Raw genomic sequence first — 15,588 nt, 5'->3', positions numbered from 1 at the left:
CTGCGCCCCCGCGACTGGGACACCGCCGCCCGCGAGAACCGCACCATCGCCCCCCTCATCACCAGGCTCAACACCATCCGACGCGACCACCCGGCGTTGCGGCGGCTCAGGAACCTCCGCTTCCATCACACCGACAACGACGCCGTCATCGCCTACAGCAAGCGCACGGGGGCCGACACGGTGATCGTGGTCGTCAATCTCGACCCCCACCACACCCAGGAGACCACGGTCTCGTTGCACATGCCGCACCTCGGCCTGGACCAGGGCGCGCCCCTGACCGTGCACGACGAGCTGACGGGTGCCACCTACCAGTGGGGCAACACCAACTACGTGTGCCTGGACCCCGGCCGGGCGCCGGCCCACGTGCTCCACGTCAGGCGAGCCGCACCGCAGATCGGAGGGTCAAGAGCGTCATGACTGTCAACTCGCCCGTCCCGGACACCTTCGAGGACACGCCCGCCAAGGACCGGGACCCGGACTGGTTCAAGCGCGCCGTCTTCTACGAGGTCCTCGTCCGCTCCTTCCAGGACAGCAACGGCGACGGAGTCGGCGACCTCAAGGGTCTGACCGCCAAGCTGGACTACCTGCAGTGGCTCGGCGTCGACTGCCTCTGGCTGCCGCCCTTCTTCAAGTCGCCGCTGCGTGACGGCGGCTACGACGTCTCCGACTACACGGCCGTCCTGCCCGAGTTCGGCGACCTCGCCGACTTCGTGGAGTTCGTCGACGCCGCCCACCAGCGCGGTATGCGCGTCATCATCGACTTCGTCATGAACCACACCAGCGACCAGCACCCGTGGTTCCAGGAGTCCCGCGCCAACCCGGGCGGGCCCTACGGCGACTACTACATGTGGGCCGACGACGACAAGCAGTACCAGGACGCGCGGATCATCTTCGTCGACACCGAAGTGTCCAACTGGACGTACGACCCGGTCCGGGGGCAGTACTTCTTCCATCGCTTCTTCTCCCACCAGCCGGACCTCAACTACGAGAACCCGGCCGTGCAGGAGGAGATCCTGGCCGCCCTGCGCTTCTGGCTGGACCTGGGAATCGACGGCTTCCGCCTCGACGCCGTGCCCTATCTCTACGCGGAGGAGGGCACCAACTGCGAGAACCTCCCGGCCTCCCACGAGTTCCTCAAGCGGGTGCGCAAGGACATCGACGCCCACTACCCGGACACGGTGCTGCTGGCGGAGGCCAACCAGTGGCCCGAGGACGTCGTCGACTACTTCGGCGACTACACCTCCGGCGGCGACGAGTGCCACATGGCGTTCCACTTCCCCGTCATGCCCCGCATCTTCATGGCCGTGCGCCGCGAGTCGCGCCACCCGGTCTCCGAGATCCTCGCCAAGACCCCGGCCATCCCCTCCAACTGCCAGTGGGGCATCTTCCTGCGCAACCACGACGAGCTCACGCTCGAGATGGTCACCGACGAAGAGCGCGACTACATGTACGCGGAGTACGCCAAGGACCCGCGGATGCGCGCCAACATCGGCATCCGCCGCCGCCTGGCCCCCCTGCTCGACAACGACCGCAACCAGATCGAGCTGTTCACCGCCCTGCTGCTCTCCCTCCCGGGCTCGCCGATCCTCTACTACGGCGACGAGATCGGCATGGGCGACAACATCTGGCTCGGCGACCGCGACGCGGTGCGCACGCCGATGCAGTGGACACCCGACCGCAACGCGGGCTTCTCCACGGCCGATCCCGGCCGACTGTTCCTGCCGACGATCATGGACCCGGTCCACGGCTTCCAGGTCACCAACGTCGAGGCGTCGATGTCGTCGCCCTCGTCGCTGCTGCACTGGACCCGCCGCATGATCGAGATCCGCAAGCAGAATCCTGCCTTCGGGCTGGGGTCGTACATCGAGCTGCACTCCTCCAATCCCGCGGTCCTGGCGTTCCTGCGCGAGGCTCCCTCGAACGAGGAGGGCGACGACGACCTGGTGCTGTGCGTGAACAACTTCTCCCGGTTCTCGCAGCCCACCGAGCTGGACCTGAGCATGTTCAACGGACGCCACCCGGTCGAACTGTTCGGCAGGGTGCGCTTTCCCGCGATCGGCGAACTGCCGTACCTGCTGACCTTGGCGGGCCACGGCTTCTACTGGTTCCGGCTCGCCCGAGTCGCATCCCGCATCGGCCGCCGCCACTGAGCGTGCGCCGAGGAAAGGACGCGTCACCATGCCGAAGACCGCATCTCTCGACCCGAGCAGGACCGGCATCGCCCAGCCGATGGCGTCGCTCGGGGAGTTGTTGCGCGAGTGGCTGCCGCAGCAGCGCTGGTTCGCCGGCAAGGACCGACCGGTCACGGACCTGCGTCTGCTGTCCATGACCGAGCTGTACCCGGGCTGCCTGCATCTGCTGGTGCAGGCGGACCACGCGCCGGTCCCCACTCCGGGCGGCGGCACCGCCACGCCCGGCGGCGACTGCTACCAGCTCCTCATCGGAGTCCAGGAGCATCTGTCGCCGCGTCTCGGCCGGGCCCTGATCGGGCGGGCGGAGAGCGGTCCGTTCGCCGGTCTGACGGTCTACGACGCGCTCCTGGACCCGCGTTCGGCGCATCTGCTCCTTGAACGGCTGCGGCACCCCGGCACGCTGGGTCCCCTGCACTTCCACTCGGACCCGGCCGTGCCGCTGCCCTCCGGACTGGCGCCGCGGCTGCTGGACGCCGAGCAGTCCAACACCTCGCTGGTGTACGGCGACGCGTTCATCCTGAAGGTCTTCCGGCGCATCCAGCCGGGCGTCAACCCCGACCTGGAGGTGCCGGTCGCGCTGGCCGAGCAGGGCTGCGGGCGGGTGCCGGCGCCGGTGGCCTGGTTCCGCACGACCCAGCCGCAGGAGGCGACGCTCGGCGTGCTCCAGCCGTTCCTGCCCGACGCCTCGGACGGCTGGACTCTGGCCCTGCACGCGCTGTCCCGCGGTGAGGACTTCACGGCGGAGGCACACGAGTTGGGGCGGGCCACCGCGGACGTGCACCTGGCGCTGGCCGCGGCCTTCCCCGGGGGTGACCCCGACGGGGGCGGAGCGATGGCGACGGCGATGACCGAGCGGCTGGAGGCGGCCGCGCTCGCCGTGCCCGCCCTGCGGCCGTTCGTGTCCGGTCTGCGGACCGCCTTCGCCGCCCTCGTCGCCTGCGACCCCGGGCCGAGTGCCCAGCGCATCCACGGAGACCTGCACCTGGGGCAGGTGCTGCGGGCGGGGCGCGAGTGGTTCGTCATCGACTTCGAGGGCGAGCCGTCCCGTCCGCTGGCCGAGCGGCGCAGCGTCCACTCCCCCGTGCGGGACATCGCCGGGATGCTGCGCTCCTTCGACTACGCCGCCCGGCAGCGCCGCCCCTGGCGGCCCGAGTGGGCGCGCCGTTGCCGCGAGGCCTACTGCGCCGGCTACGCCGTACGAGCGGGCTGGGACCCGCGCAAGAAGCACGCCCTGCTCCGTGCCTACGAGACGGACCGGGCCGTGTACGAGGTTCTCTATGAGGCCCGGCACCGTCCCGCCTGGCTTCCCGTACCGATGGCGGCGATCGAACGTCTCGCCGTCCGAGGAGGCTGACCCCGATGGCACTGCGCGACACGTCGCTCCCCGAATCGGCGGGCCCCGTCCCGTCGACGGCCCCCGCCCTGGACGCCGGTGACCGTGCGCGCCTGCTGTCGGGTGCCCATCACGACCCGCACGCCCTGCTGGGCGCGCATCCGGTGCCGGGCGGGATCGCCGTGCGCGCCCTGCGGCCCTTCGCCGACGCCGTGAGCGTCGTCATCGACGGCGAGCGCACGGGGCTCACCTCGGAGGGCGACGGCCTCTTCTCCGCCGTACTGCCGCTCGACGCGAACCCGGCGTACACGCTGGTGGTGGTGTACGGCGGCGACGAGCACGAGGTGCACGACCCGTACCGCTTCCTGCCGGCGCTCGGTGAGCTCGATCTGCACCTCATCCGGGAGGGGCGGCACGAGCAGTTGTGGAAGGCGCTCGGCGCGGAGCCGATGACGCACCAGGGCGTGAGCGGCACCCGTTTCACCGTGTGGGCGCCGAACGCGCAGGGCGTGCGGGTCGCCGCCGACTTCACGTGCTGGGACGGGACGGCGTTCCCGATGCGGTCGCTCGGCGCGTCCGGGGTGTGGGAACTGTTCCTGCCGGGCGTCGGCGAGGGCACCGCGTACAAGTTCGAGATCACCTCCCGGTACGGCGAGCGGTTCCTCAAGGCCGACCCGATGGCCCGCCGCACGGAGGTCCCGCCGGACACGGCGTCGATCGTGACGGCCGCCCATCACGAGTGGGGCGACGAGGAGTGGCTGGCCCACCGCGGCGACACGCCCGTGCACGAGGCCCCGTTCTCGGTGTACGAGGTACACCTTCCGTCCTGGCGGCAGGGGCTGACGTACCGCGAGCTGGCCGAGCAACTGCCGCCGTACGTCAAGGACCTGGGCTTCACGCACGTGGAGCTGATGCCGGTCGCCGAGCACCCCTTCGGCGGCTCCTGGGGCTACCAGGTCACCGGTTTCTACGCGCCGACCTCGCGGCTCGGCACGCCCGACGACTTCCGGTACCTCGTCGACTCCCTGCACCGGGCCGGCATCGGCGTGATCATGGACTGGGTGCCGGCCCACTTCCCCAAGGACGACTGGGCGCTGGCCCGCTTCGACGGGGACGCGCTGTACGAGCCCGGGGACTCGCGGCGCGCCGAGCACCCGGACTGGGGCACCTACGAGTTCGACTACGGTCGCACCGAGGTGCGCAACTTCCTGGTCGCCAACGCGGTGTACTGGTGCGAGGAGTTCCACATCGACGGCCTGCGCGTGGACGCGGTGGCCTCGATGCTGTATCTCGACTACTCGCGGGAGTCCGGGCAGTGGGAGGCCAACGCCTACGGCGGCCGGGAGGACCTGGCCGCGATGGCGTTCCTGCAGGAGATGAACGCGACCGTGTACCGGCGGGTGCCGGGCGTGGTGACCATCGCCGAGGAGTCGACCGCCTGGGGCGGGGTGACCCGGCCGACCGACGGCGGCGGTCTCGGCTTCGGCCTGAAGTGGAACATGGGATGGATGCACGACTCGCTGGAGTACGTCAAGCACGAGCCGGTGCACCGCAAGTACCACCACCACGAGATGACCTTCTCGATGGTGTACGCCTACAGCGAGAACTACGTCCTGCCGATCTCCCACGACGAGGTCGTCCACGGCAAGCAGGCCCTCGTCTCCAAGATGCCCGGCGACTGGTGGCAGCGACGCGCCAACCACCGGGCGTATCTCGGCTTCATGTGGGCCCACCCCGGCAAGCAACTGCTCTTCATGGGGCAGGAGTTCGCCCAGGGTGGCGAGTGGTCTCAGGCGGACGGTCCGGACTGGTGGCTGCTCGACCCGGCCTACAGCGCCGAGCCGGACCACCGGGGCGTGCGTGACCTCGTCCGGGACCTCAACGTCCTCTACCGCCACACCCCGGCCCTGTGGCAGCTGGACACCGATCCGTCGGGCTTCCGGTGGGTGGCCTGCCACTCCGCCGACGACAACGTCTTCGCCTTCCTGCGCCACGACGCCGACGGCACCCCCCTGCTCGCGGTCAGCAACTTCTCCCCCGTGGTCCGCCACGACTACCGCCTCGGCGTCCCCGACGACGTCCCGGCCTGGCTGGAGGTCCTCAACACCGACGCCGCCCGCTACGGCGGGAGCGATGTCACCAACCCGGATCCGGTGAAGCCTGAGGACGGGTCCGTCGGGCTCACGCTGCCGCCTCTCGCCACGGTGTGGCTGATGCCGTACCCCGTGTGAAGTACCGCCGACGGGGCATTCGGGGGCGTACGACCGGGGCGTCCCCGTCGTCGCAGTAGGCCGGCAGAAAGGGCTGCATCCCGTGCGCACTGTCGGAGTGGAGGAGGAACTCCTCCTGGTCGACCCGGAGACCGGTGAACCGCAGGCGCTCTCCGCCGCCGTCCTCGCCCACGCCGAGCGGGAAGAGGAGAAGCAGGACGTCTTCGAGAAGGAACTGCACGACCAGATGCTGGAGTTCGCCACCCACCCGCAGTCGGGGATGGGCGAACTGGGCGAGGAGATCGTCCGCTGCCGGAAGGAAGCGGGCCGACACGCCCGGGAGACCGGGTGCGCGGTCGCCGCGCTCGCCACGTCGCCGCTGCCCGTCAGTCCCGCGGTGGGCATGAACCGCCGCTACCGGTGGATGGCGGAGCACTACGGGATCGCGACCCGCGAACAGCTCGTCATGGGCTGTCATGTGCATGTGTCCGTCGAGTCGGACGAGGAGGGGGTGGCGGTCGTCGACCGGGTACGGCCATGGCTGGCGGTGCTGGTGGCGCTGAGCGCCAACTCACCCTTCTGGATGGGCCGGGACTCGGGCTACAGCAGCTACCGCAACCGGGTGTGGCAGCGCTGGCCGTCGGCCGGTCCGACGGAGCTCTTCCACTCACCGGAGCGCTATCACCGGCGGGTCGCCGACATGGTGGCCACGGGCACCATCCTCGACGAGGGCATGATCTACTTCGACGCCAGGCTGTCCCCGCGCTATCCCACGGTGGAGATCCGCGTGGCGGACGTCTGTCTGCACGCGGACACGGCCGTGCTGACAGCGGCGCTCGCCCGCGGCCTCGTGGAGACCGCCGCCCGGGAGTGGCGGGCCGGCCGGGAGCCGGTCGACCACAGCGTGAGCCTGCTGCGGCTGGCCGACTGGCGGGCCGCGCGCTCCGGCCTGACCGGCGAGCTGCTGCACCCCACGACCATGCGGCGCACACCCGCCGAGACGGTCGTACGGACGCTGCTCGAACACGTCGAGGACGCGCTCGGCGACACCGGGGACCTCGAACTCGCCCGCACGACCTGCCAGGAGCTGCTGCGGCACGGCAACGGGGCCCAGATACAGCGCGCGCTGCTGGAGCGGACGGGCAGCCTGCGGGACGTCGTCACGGAGTGCGTGCGCCAGACCCAGGCCGGTTGACGCACGGGACCAGGACCGGGACCAGCGGCCTTCGATCAGCGGCGGCCGGAATACTTCTCGATTCCCGGCACCATCCGGTCTCACCTGGGCTACATTCGACCACCGCCGATAACGGTTCTCATCGGCGGAGTCACACCCCGTACACGTCAGGAGCAGTGCATTGCGCGACTTCGCCCTCGCTCCCCCAGCCGTCCCGCCCCTGACCGGAGGGCTCGCCGACAGCGTCTTCGAGACAGCGGACCGCGACCCCGCCCTGCCGGTGCTGGCGCGCCGCCCCGATCCCGCCTCCGCCACGTGGGAGGAGGTGACCGCGATCGAACTGCGCGACCAGGTGGTCGATCTGGCCAAGGGACTGATCGCCTCCGGGATCTCACCGGGGCAGCGCGTGGCCATGATGGCACGCACCCGCTACGAGTGGACGGTGCTGGCGTACGCCCTGTGGGCGGTGGGCGCCGAGGTCGTCCCGCTCCCGCCCGCGTCGTCGCGCGACCAGGTGGAGTGGATCCTGCGGGACTCCGGCTGCGTGGGCGTGGTCGTCGAGGACGAGCAGACCGTCATGACGGTGGGCTCGGTGTGCGCGGCGCTGCCGACGCTGCGGCACGTCTGGCAGCTGGACGCCGGGGCGCTGGAGCAGCTGGTGATGCGGGGCGAGGACGTACCGCTGGCCACCGTGGACTCGCTGCGCCGGATCGTGATGCCGGACTCCACCGCGGTCGTCGCCTACACCTCCGGCACCTCGGGCCGCCCGCTGGGCTGCGCGCTGAGCCACCGGGGCCTGGCGAACCCGTGCGACACGCTGCTCGCCGGCTGGGGCCACACGGCGGCGCGGCCGGGAGAGCAGCCGGCCGTCCTCGCCTTCCTGCCGTTCTCCCACGTGTACGGCCTGATGATCCAGGGCCTGTGTCTGCGCGGCGGTCTGCTGTTGGGCCACGAGCCGGATCTGAGCGAGGCCGCGCTGTCGTCGGCGCTGCGCTCGTTCCGGCCGACGTACTTCTACGCCGTGCCGTCCGTCTTCGAGAAGCTCTACAAGAACTTCCTGCGCACGGCCGAACAGGCGGGCCGGGGCGCGCTGTTCGAGCGGGCCGCCGAGACGGCACGGGACTTCGCCACGGCCCAGGAACGGCAGCGGCTGGGCCGGGGGTCGGGGCCCGGTCTCGACCTGCGGCTGCAGCACGCCCTGTACGAGCGGACGGTGTACCGCAGGCTGCGCGCCGCGTTCGGCGGCCGGGTGACCCGCGCGGTCTCGGGCGGCTCACCGCTCAACCGCGAGCTCTCCCTCTTCTACGAGGGCATCGGCATCTACGTGCACGACGGCTACGGGCTGACGGAGACCAGCGGCGGCGTCACCATGCAGCCGCTCGGGCGGGAGAAGTCGGGCACGGTCGGGCAGGCCCTGCCGGGCTCGGAGATCAGGGTGGCCGAGGACGGCGAGATCCTGGTGCGGGGTCCTTCGGTGTTCCAGGGCTACGTCGGCGACGAGTCCTCGACCCGGGCGGCGCTGTGGGGCGGCTGGCTGGCGACGGGGGACCTCGGGCACCTGGACTCCGAGGGCTATCTGACGATCACCGGGCGCAAGAAGGACGTCATCATCACCAGCGGCGGCACGAGCCTGGCCCCGGCCGTGCTCGAGCAGCGGCTGCGGATGCATCCGCTCGTCCACCAGGCGGTGGTCGTCGGCGACAACCGGCCCTGTGTGGGCGCGCTGATCACCCTGGACCCGGAGTTCCTGGCGCACTGGCGCGGCCGGCTGGCCATACAGGGCGACACGCCCAGCCGGGAGGCGCGTGAGGAGAACGCGCTGCGGGAGGAGATCGGGCGGGCCGTGGCCGCGGCCAACAGCGCCGTGTCCCGCTCGGAGTCGATCCGTGCCTTCCGGGTGCTGCCGGAGCCGTTCGACCTGTCCAACGGGCTGTTGACGCCGTCGATGAAGCTGCGCAGGGACTCGATCGTGGAGCACTACGCGGCGGAGATCGAGGCGATGTACCAGGCACGCGCTCCGCTGCCCCGGCAGAACCCGGTCGAAGAGGTGCTGAGCTGGGACGACTCGGACAACGTGTTCCGGTAGGAGCGGTTCCCCTTTCCCCGCCCGAGGATCATGCTGGTGCGCACGCGTTCGTCTGCCTGCCGTGCCCGGATGGCGGGAAGGCTCCGTGCGCGATGGGATCAATGAGGTGCCAAGACGCGATCCGAGGGCACGCGAATGGCGTTGAGGCATACCGCCTGGAGCCGCAGAAGGGATGGAACATCGTGACACGACCCAGGATCCTGGTGGTGGGCGCGGGCTTCGCCGGCGTGGAGTGCGTACGACGTCTGGAACGCAAACTCGCCCCTGACGAGGCCGACGTCACCCTGGTGACGCCGTTCTCCTACCAGCTCTACCTGCCACTGCTGCCCCAGGTCGCCTCGGGTGTGCTGACGCCCCAGTCGATCGCCGTCTCCCTGCGCCGCAGCCGCAAGTACCGCACCCGGATCATCCCGGGCGGCGCGATCGGCGTCGACCTCGAGTCCAAGGTCTGCGTGATCCGCACCATCACCGAACAGATCGTCAACGAGCCGTACGACTACATCGTGCTGGCGCCCGGCAGCATCACCCGCACCTTCGACATCCCCGGCCTCACCGACCACGCCTTCGGCATGAAGACGCTCGCGGAGGCCGCCTACGTGCGCGACCACGTCATCTCGCAGCTCGACCTGGCCGACGCGAGCGACGACCCGGCGGAGCGTGCGGCGCGGCTGCAGTTCGTGGTGGTCGGCGGCGGTTACGCGGGGACCGAGACCGCGGCCTGTCTGCAGCGGCTGACGCACGCGGCCGTCAAGCGCTACCCGCGCATCGACCCGTCGCTGATCAAGTGGCATCTGATCGACATCGCCCCGAAGCTGATGCCCGAGCTGGGCGACAAGCTGGGCCGCAGCGCCCAGGAGATCCTGCGCCGACGCGGCATCGAGATCTCCCTGGGCGTCTCCCTGGACAAGGTGGGCGCGAACGAGGTCACGTTCACCGACGGGCGGGTGGTGCCCACCCGCACGCTGATCTGGACGGCCGGGGTGGCCGCCAGCCCGCTGATGAGCACGCTGGGGGCGGAGACGGTGCGCGGGCGTCTGGCGGTCACGGCCGAGATGAACCTGCCCGGCAACGACGGTGTCTTCGCGCTCGGCGACGCCGCCGCCGTGCCCGACAAGGCGAAGGGCGACGAGGCCGCCGTCTGCCCGCCGACCGCTCAGCACGCCATGCGGCAGGGCAGGCACGTGGCAAACAACGTCATCGCCACGCTGCGCGGCCGGCCGTTGGAGCCGTACGTGCACAAGGACCTCGGCCTCGTCGTCGACCTCGGCGGCACCGATGCCGTCTCCAAGCCGCTCGGCATCGAACTGCGGGGCCTGCCCGCGCAGGCCGTGGCCCGCGGCTACCACTGGTCGGCGCTGCGCACCAACGTGGCCAAGGCCCGCGTCCTGACCAACTGGACGCTCAACGCCCTGGCCGGAGACGACTTCGTGCGCACCGGCTTCCAGGCCCGCAAGCCCGCCACTCTCAAGGATTTCGAGTACACGGACGCGTATCTGACACCCGAGCAGGTACGGGAACGGGTGGAGGCGGCGCAGAAGCGGGAGATCTGACACCGCTTCGACTCCGGCTCCGGCGACGGAGGCCTGCCCGGCACGGCGTTCACCCGACGGGCGGGCCTCCGGGCGCCCGGTGCCGGTTCGGGCGACCCGTGCCATGCTGGCAGCGGGATCTTGGTGCGACGTGGGAGAGCGCGACGGCGTGAGGGTGGCGGGACGGTCGGTGTGGGCGGAGCTGCGGGATCGGGCCGCGGCGTCAGATCCGGGGCTGCTGCGGCTGGCCGCGGGGCTGCGGACCGTGTCGGCGATCGTGATGACGCTGGCCGTCCTCAGCATGCTCGGGGCCGACGTGACGCACCTGGTGGCCGGGGCCATGGCGGCGATGGTCTCCACCTTCGCCATCCGCGAGAAGCAGCGCGCCCAGCAGGCCGTCACGCTCGCCCTGGGCCTGCCCGTCGCGCTGGCGTCGGTGTCGCTGAGCGCCCTTCTCACCACACGTGTCGTCGTCGGTGACCTGTTCTTCATCGCGCTGATCTTCTGCGCGGTCTACATCCGCCGGTTCGGCGACCGCGGCACGGCGCTCGGGCTGATCGGGTTCCAGATCTACTTCCTGTCCCTGTTCGTCGGGGCGACCACCGGGCAACTGCCCGAGCTGTACGAGGCGATCGCGGTGGCCTTCGGGTGCAGCGCGCTGGCACGCTTCGTCCTGGTCCCGGAGACGCCCACCGGTGTCCTGGAGCGTTTGCGCAAGGCTTTCCGGGCCCGGCTCGCCCAGTTGCTGACCGCACAGATCGAGCTGCTGGACGCGGATCCGGACGACCTGGAGAAGACACTGGACGACGTCCGTGAGAAGACCGCGCGGCTGCACGAGAGCGCGCTGATGATCCAGGGCCGGCTGGGCGAGGGCACCTCCGACGAGGCCGTGGCCCGGCTGGTGCAGCGCAGGATCGCCGACGCCGAGATCGCCGCCGAGCGGCTGGGTCTGCTCCTGCTGAACCTGCGCAGCGTCGAGCGGGCGGACACGCTCACCATGCACCTGCCGGGCGCGTCCCTTCCCGCGGCCGGCCCGCTGCCCGAGCGGGACGAGGCGACCGGCACGCTGCGCCGGGACCTGGAGGCGCTGCGGCTGCTCGTGCTGCGGCCCGGCGTCGCGGGCCTGAGCACCGCGCTGGCCCAGATCCGCAACCGGCTCATCGGCTACCGCGACGAGGAGAACCTGCCGCCGGCGTCACCGGCCGTCCAGGACGTCTTCCGGGGCGTCGGCGAGACCGCTCGGGCCGTCCTGGGCCTGCGGATCGCGCTGGAGGGGCCGCTGGACGAGTCCGAGGAGTCCGACGACTCCCCCGCGACGACCCGCTCGCGCGAGGAGCTGGACGCCGAGGACGTGGCCATCGGCGCGCGCGAGGAGAGCGAGGACGAGGAGGCGCAGGACACCGGACTGCGCCGGCCGACCACCCGTGCCGCCGTTCAGGTCGCCGTGGGGTCGGCGCTCGCCATCGTCGGCGGCGAGTTCCTCTCCAGCCACCGCTGGTACTGGGCGGTACTGACCTGCTGGATCGTCTTCCTCAACACCGCCTCCACCGGCGAGATCCTGGTCAAGGGCTACCGCCGGCTGCTGGGCACCGTGTTCGGCGTCGTGGCCGGCATCGTGCTGGCGGGGCTGGTCGGGCAGCACACCTGGACTGCGTTCGCGCTCGTGCTGCTGCTGATCTTCGCGATGTTCTACTCGGCGCCGCTGTCGTACACCCTGATGTCCTTCTTCGTCACCGCGATGCTGGGGCTGCTCTACACCCTCCTGCACACGTACAGCATGTCGGTGCTGGTGCTGCGGGTGGAGGAGACGGCGCTCGGCGCGGCCTGCGGGGTCGTCGCGGCGGCGCTGGTGCTGCCGGTGCACACGGACCGCCGTACGAACGAGCTCCTCGCCACGGCGCTGAACCGGCTCGCCGAGGTCACCGTGGCCGCGGTCGACCAGCTCAGCGGCGAGACCCCCACCGATCTGCTGGAACAGGCGCGGGACCTGGACACGGCCGTGGCCGATCTGCGGGCGTCCACGAAGCCGCTGACGCATCCGATCACCCCGTTGCGGACCCGTCGTGACACCGCGGTGTACGTGGTCGCGCTCCTCGAGACCTGCGCGTACCACGCGCGTGCCCTGGCCGCGACGGCCGAGCTGCTGCCCACCCATCCGTCGATAGCGGCGGATCCCCGGCTGCGCAGGGCGGGGCAGCGCATCGCGCGCAACCTGGAGGTCATCACCGCGCACGTGGCGGGCGAGCCGGACGCGGGCGAGGTCGGCACGGGCTCCAGCATCGCGTCCCTGCTCGGGCCGGACATCCCCGGCTCCTCCCGCTACGGGCGCATCACCGACCGCGTGCTGCGGCATCTCCAGCGCCTGGACGAGGGCGTCGTCGGCCTCGCGAGGCCACTGAAGGTGCCGGTGACGGAACCGAAGCGGTGATCCGGCGGGGCCGAAGCGGTGGTCGCGGGCCAGGCCGAGGGCGTGGCCGGCCGGCCAAGCCGTTGAGGGTGCCGGTGGCGGGCCGAAGCGGCGATCCTGCCCAGGGACGAGGACGTGGCCACGCCGCGAAGCCACTGAACGCGCCCGTGACGGAGCCTGAGCGGCGACCCCGCCCCCGAGACGAGGGCGTGGCCGGCCGGCGAAGCCGCTGAGGGTGCCGGTGGCGGGCCCGAGCCGGTGGTCCGGCGGGGCCGAAGCGGTGATCGCGGGCCAGGCCGAGGGCGCCCTCGGCCGGGGTGGCGGCGCGGTCGTCGGGCGGTATGGCGTGCTGCGCCCGCTGCCCCGGCCCGGCGCGGTGTCAGACGCGGCGCCAGCGTGCCATCGCGAAGGAGAACAGCCCGAACATGACGAGCCCGACCGCGACGCAGACCAGCAGCCACGGCCCCAGCGGGGTGGCGGCGAAGGTGCGCAGGGTGTCGTCCAGGCCCTTGGCCTTGTCGGGGCGGTAGTCGACCGCCGCGCGCACCGCGAAGGCCCCCGCCGCGGCGAACACCGCACCGCGGGCCACGCCGCCGGCCACGCCCGTCACGTCCACGAGGCGCCGCGTCCGCGGTGACAGCGCACCGAACTTGAGCTTGTCGTGGTAGGCCCGCCGCAGCGCCTGGACGGCGATCCACACGCCCGCCACCACGACGCCGACGCCGGCCAGGGCGACGAGCCACTGTCCGGCGGGCCACTGCAGGACAGTGGCCGTGACGTCCTTGGACTGCTTGTCGCTGGATCCGCCGCCGCTCCCGGACCCGGACGCGAACGCCAGGACGGAGTACGCGACGAACGCGTAGAAGACGCAGCGGACCAGCGACAGCAGCCGCTTGCGCGCCTTGCGGCCGTCCGGCCCGGTCGAGCCGAAGAGCGCCTCGGACAGCCGCCACACCGCCATGCCCGCAAGGCCGATTCCCAGCGCCCACAGCAGGACGGCGCCGAAGGGCTTCTGCGCGATCTCGGCGAGGGCGCCGTGCCGGTCCGCCTGGTGCCCCTTGTCGCCGAAGGCGATCTGCAGTGCCAGCACCCCGACCAGTAGATAGATCACTCCCCGCGCGGTGAACCCGGCCCTGGCGGCGCCCTCCGTCACCGAACCCTTCGCCGCCCGCTCGGCCTCCCTGCGGCCGTTGCGTGCCATGACCTTCGTGTTCATGTCGCCTCCCGGACATCCGGATGCCCCAGGTCGGGGCGGACACACGCGGCCCCGCCCGGCCGGGGGGCACGGGCGGGGCCGAGGGTGGTTCTTCCAGCCACTACCGGTTCATGAGGGTCATTCGGCCCCTGACGTCGCTCCGGTCAGGGGTCCGCGTTCGGCGGCGGGGGCGGTCGTCGCGAGCCAGCGGTGGGCCGCCTCCAGGGCCTGTCTCACATCACGCGTCCCGGTCGACACACACAGGGTGTATGCCAGGTCCTGGGCCCGCGGGCTCGGCATGGAACCGTGCGCGGTCTCCTCCACCGCCGGCAACGCCTCGTAGTCGTCGACGAGCCGGCGCAGGACGGCGGGATGGGGCCTCAGCATCTGTGTCGCTCCTTGAGTGATTTCGGGGTGTCACACCGACGAGAACACCGCGGAGGCGTGGATACCGTCCGGACCGCCCGGAAGGCGCTCGGTGCGGTCGTACCGCTCCCGCGGGCGCGCCTCCGGTCCGAAGCACGACACAGCGTCTGCCCCTCGCCCGTCACGTCAAACGCGGGCGTACGAGGGCGAGTTCAGAACACGGACACCACTGCGGTGATGCGTTTCCCCCCGGCGGGCAGGTCGGTCACGCGGACGTCCCGCGAGAGCCGGCAGACGATCGGCCAGCCGCGTCCGCCGGTGCGCCGTCGCCCCCGCTCGTCGAGCGGATCGGTGACCACGGGCAGCCGATCGCTGCGGTCACTGACGGACACCCGCACGGCGTGGGCGTCGACCTGGACGTCGTACTCCGTGATGCCGCCGCCGTGCAGAATGGCGTTGGTGGTCAGCTCCGAGGCGACGAGCAGCGCATCGGAGAGGCCGTTCTCGTCGCACGGCGAGCCGGAGTCCCGGCACCGGCAGGCCACCGCGCACCGTATGGCCCTGCGGACGTCGGCCGGACGACACGGTCCGTGGCCGTGCGGCCGAGCCCGGGCGTCGGGCGCGTCGATGGGTTCAGTCCTGTACTTCGCACGCATCCCCTTAGCTCCCTGAGTCGTGCTGCCTCGCTTGGTCTGGAGAAGCCGGGCCCGGCAGAGGTCCCTTTGTCCGGCTCACCGCTCAGCGCCCGGTCAAACCGGACCTGCCCCTTCCTTCCGTTTCCTTCCGTCTCCTTCCGGCCAGAGGGGATCGGAGGTCATCGAAGCGCGTCGAAGGGGTACGCGGACGCCATGACGGATGTCGTGGACTCAGACGAACTACTGCGTCGTATCCAGCGCGCCAGGGCCTGCGCGCAGGAGGAGACGCGTACCTGGCGGGCGCGGGGCGAGGAACTCGAGCAGACCGATCCGGGCGCAGCGCGCGAGGCAGTCGTGCGAGGGCTGGCCTACGAGGCGGTGCTCAGGGTGCTGGACGAGATCGTCACGCCCGGAGCGCACACCGGGGAGAGCTGAACCGCAGATTGGGGGCCGCGGGCAAG

Annotated in this window: 12 protein-coding genes; 9 read left to right on the top strand and 3 right to left on the bottom strand. The window is 71.4% G+C overall.

Features of this window, described 5'->3' with window-relative positions; all coding sequences use genetic code 11:
• The 8 genes from ACFYWX_RS23850 to ACFYWX_RS23815 form a co-directional block, all read left to right on the top strand.
• Positions 1-417 (top strand): alpha-glucosidase C-terminal domain-containing protein (locus ACFYWX_RS23850; RefSeq protein WP_389426091.1); only part of this gene is annotated, 417 nt, incomplete at its 5' end.
• A complete protein-coding gene (treS, locus tag ACFYWX_RS23845; protein WP_389426090.1) occupies positions 414-2,150 on the top strand; it encodes a maltose alpha-D-glucosyltransferase in 1,737 nt (578 codons plus the stop codon). The genes ACFYWX_RS23850 and treS, both read left to right, overlap by 4 nt.
• Positions 2,151-2,178: 28 nt before the next feature.
• Entirely contained in the window at positions 2,179-3,546 is a 1,368-nt protein-coding gene (locus ACFYWX_RS23840; protein WP_389426089.1) for a maltokinase, read from the top strand.
• A 5-nt stretch (positions 3,547-3,551) separates the two neighbouring features.
• Positions 3,552-5,756: a 1,4-alpha-glucan branching enzyme gene (glgB, locus tag ACFYWX_RS23835; RefSeq protein WP_389426088.1), complete on the top strand. Its 2,205-nt coding sequence runs from the start codon at positions 3,552-3,554 to the stop codon at positions 5,754-5,756.
• An 82-nt stretch (positions 5,757-5,838) separates the two neighbouring features.
• On the top strand, positions 5,839-6,930 hold the full coding sequence (locus tag ACFYWX_RS23830) for a glutamate--cysteine ligase (RefSeq protein ID WP_389426087.1): 1,092 nt from the start codon (positions 5,839-5,841) through the stop codon (positions 6,928-6,930).
• 160 nt (positions 6,931-7,090) lie between these two features.
• Complete coding sequence (locus ACFYWX_RS23825; protein WP_389426086.1) at positions 7,091-8,995, top strand: AMP-dependent synthetase/ligase; 1,905 nt, start codon at positions 7,091-7,093, stop codon at positions 8,993-8,995.
• 203 nt (positions 8,996-9,198) lie between these two features.
• Positions 9,199-10,545, top strand: coding sequence for an NAD(P)/FAD-dependent oxidoreductase (locus ACFYWX_RS23820; protein WP_389426105.1), 1,347 nt, complete (start codon positions 9,199-9,201; stop codon positions 10,543-10,545).
• Between the two features lie 103 nt (positions 10,546-10,648).
• Complete coding sequence (locus ACFYWX_RS23815) at positions 10,649-12,952, top strand: FUSC family protein (RefSeq protein ID WP_389426085.1); 2,304 nt, start codon at positions 10,649-10,651, stop codon at positions 12,950-12,952.
• Between the two features lie 358 nt (positions 12,953-13,310).
• Here ACFYWX_RS23815 and ACFYWX_RS23810 read toward each other — a convergent pair whose 3' ends face one another.
• The 3 genes from ACFYWX_RS23810 to ACFYWX_RS23800 all read right to left on the bottom strand — a co-directional run bounded on the left by ACFYWX_RS23810 (position 13,311) and on the right by ACFYWX_RS23800 (position 15,148).
• Positions 13,311-14,147 carry a DUF1206 domain-containing protein gene (locus tag ACFYWX_RS23810; RefSeq protein WP_389426084.1) on the bottom strand — a complete coding sequence of 279 codons (837 nt, stop codon included), beginning with the start codon at positions 14,145-14,147 and terminating at the stop codon, positions 13,311-13,313.
• 117 nt (positions 14,148-14,264) lie between these two features.
• Complete coding sequence (locus ACFYWX_RS23805; RefSeq protein ID WP_389426083.1) at positions 14,265-14,513, bottom strand: DUF5133 domain-containing protein; 249 nt, start codon at positions 14,511-14,513, stop codon at positions 14,265-14,267.
• Between the two features lie 191 nt (positions 14,514-14,704).
• The gene (locus tag ACFYWX_RS23800; RefSeq protein ID WP_389426082.1) at positions 14,705-15,148 is read right to left on the bottom strand and encodes an ATP-binding protein; all 444 of its coding nucleotides are present in this window, start codon (positions 15,146-15,148) and stop codon (positions 14,705-14,707) included.
• A 192-nt stretch (positions 15,149-15,340) separates the two neighbouring features.
• Here ACFYWX_RS23800 and ACFYWX_RS23795 point away from each other — a divergent pair, with 192 nt between their 5' ends.
• A complete protein-coding gene (locus ACFYWX_RS23795; RefSeq protein ID WP_389426081.1) occupies positions 15,341-15,562 on the top strand; it encodes a hypothetical protein in 222 nt (73 codons plus the stop codon).
• Positions 15,563-15,588: the final 26 nt, after the last annotated feature.

Source organism: Streptomyces sp. NPDC002888, from assembly GCF_042888465.1.
Lineage (GTDB): Bacteria > Actinomycetota > Actinomycetes > Streptomycetales > Streptomycetaceae > Streptomyces.
The sequence above is the reverse complement of the archived record's forward strand: the minus strand, read 5'-3'. Positions and strand labels throughout refer to the sequence as shown.

Coding starts and splice junctions, on each gene's coding strand:
- ACFYWX_RS23840 (WP_389426089.1), top strand. CDS start 2,179: ATGCCGAAGACCGCATCTCTCGACCCGAGCAGGACCGGCATCGCCCAG.
- ACFYWX_RS23810 (WP_389426084.1), bottom strand. CDS start 14,147: ATGAACACGAAGGTCATGGCACGCAACGGCCGCAGGGAGGCCGAGCGG.
- treS (WP_389426090.1), top strand. CDS start 414: ATGACTGTCAACTCGCCCGTCCCGGACACCTTCGAGGACACGCCCGCC.
- ACFYWX_RS23815 (WP_389426085.1), top strand. CDS start 10,649: ATGCTGGCAGCGGGATCTTGGTGCGACGTGGGAGAGCGCGACGGCGTG.
- ACFYWX_RS23805 (WP_389426083.1), bottom strand. CDS start 14,513: ATGCTGAGGCCCCATCCCGCCGTCCTGCGCCGGCTCGTCGACGACTAC.
- glgB (WP_389426088.1), top strand. CDS start 3,552: ATGGCACTGCGCGACACGTCGCTCCCCGAATCGGCGGGCCCCGTCCCG.
- ACFYWX_RS23795 (WP_389426081.1), top strand. CDS start 15,341: ATGACGGATGTCGTGGACTCAGACGAACTACTGCGTCGTATCCAGCGC.
- ACFYWX_RS23800 (WP_389426082.1), bottom strand. CDS start 15,148: ATGCGTGCGAAGTACAGGACTGAACCCATCGACGCGCCCGACGCCCGG.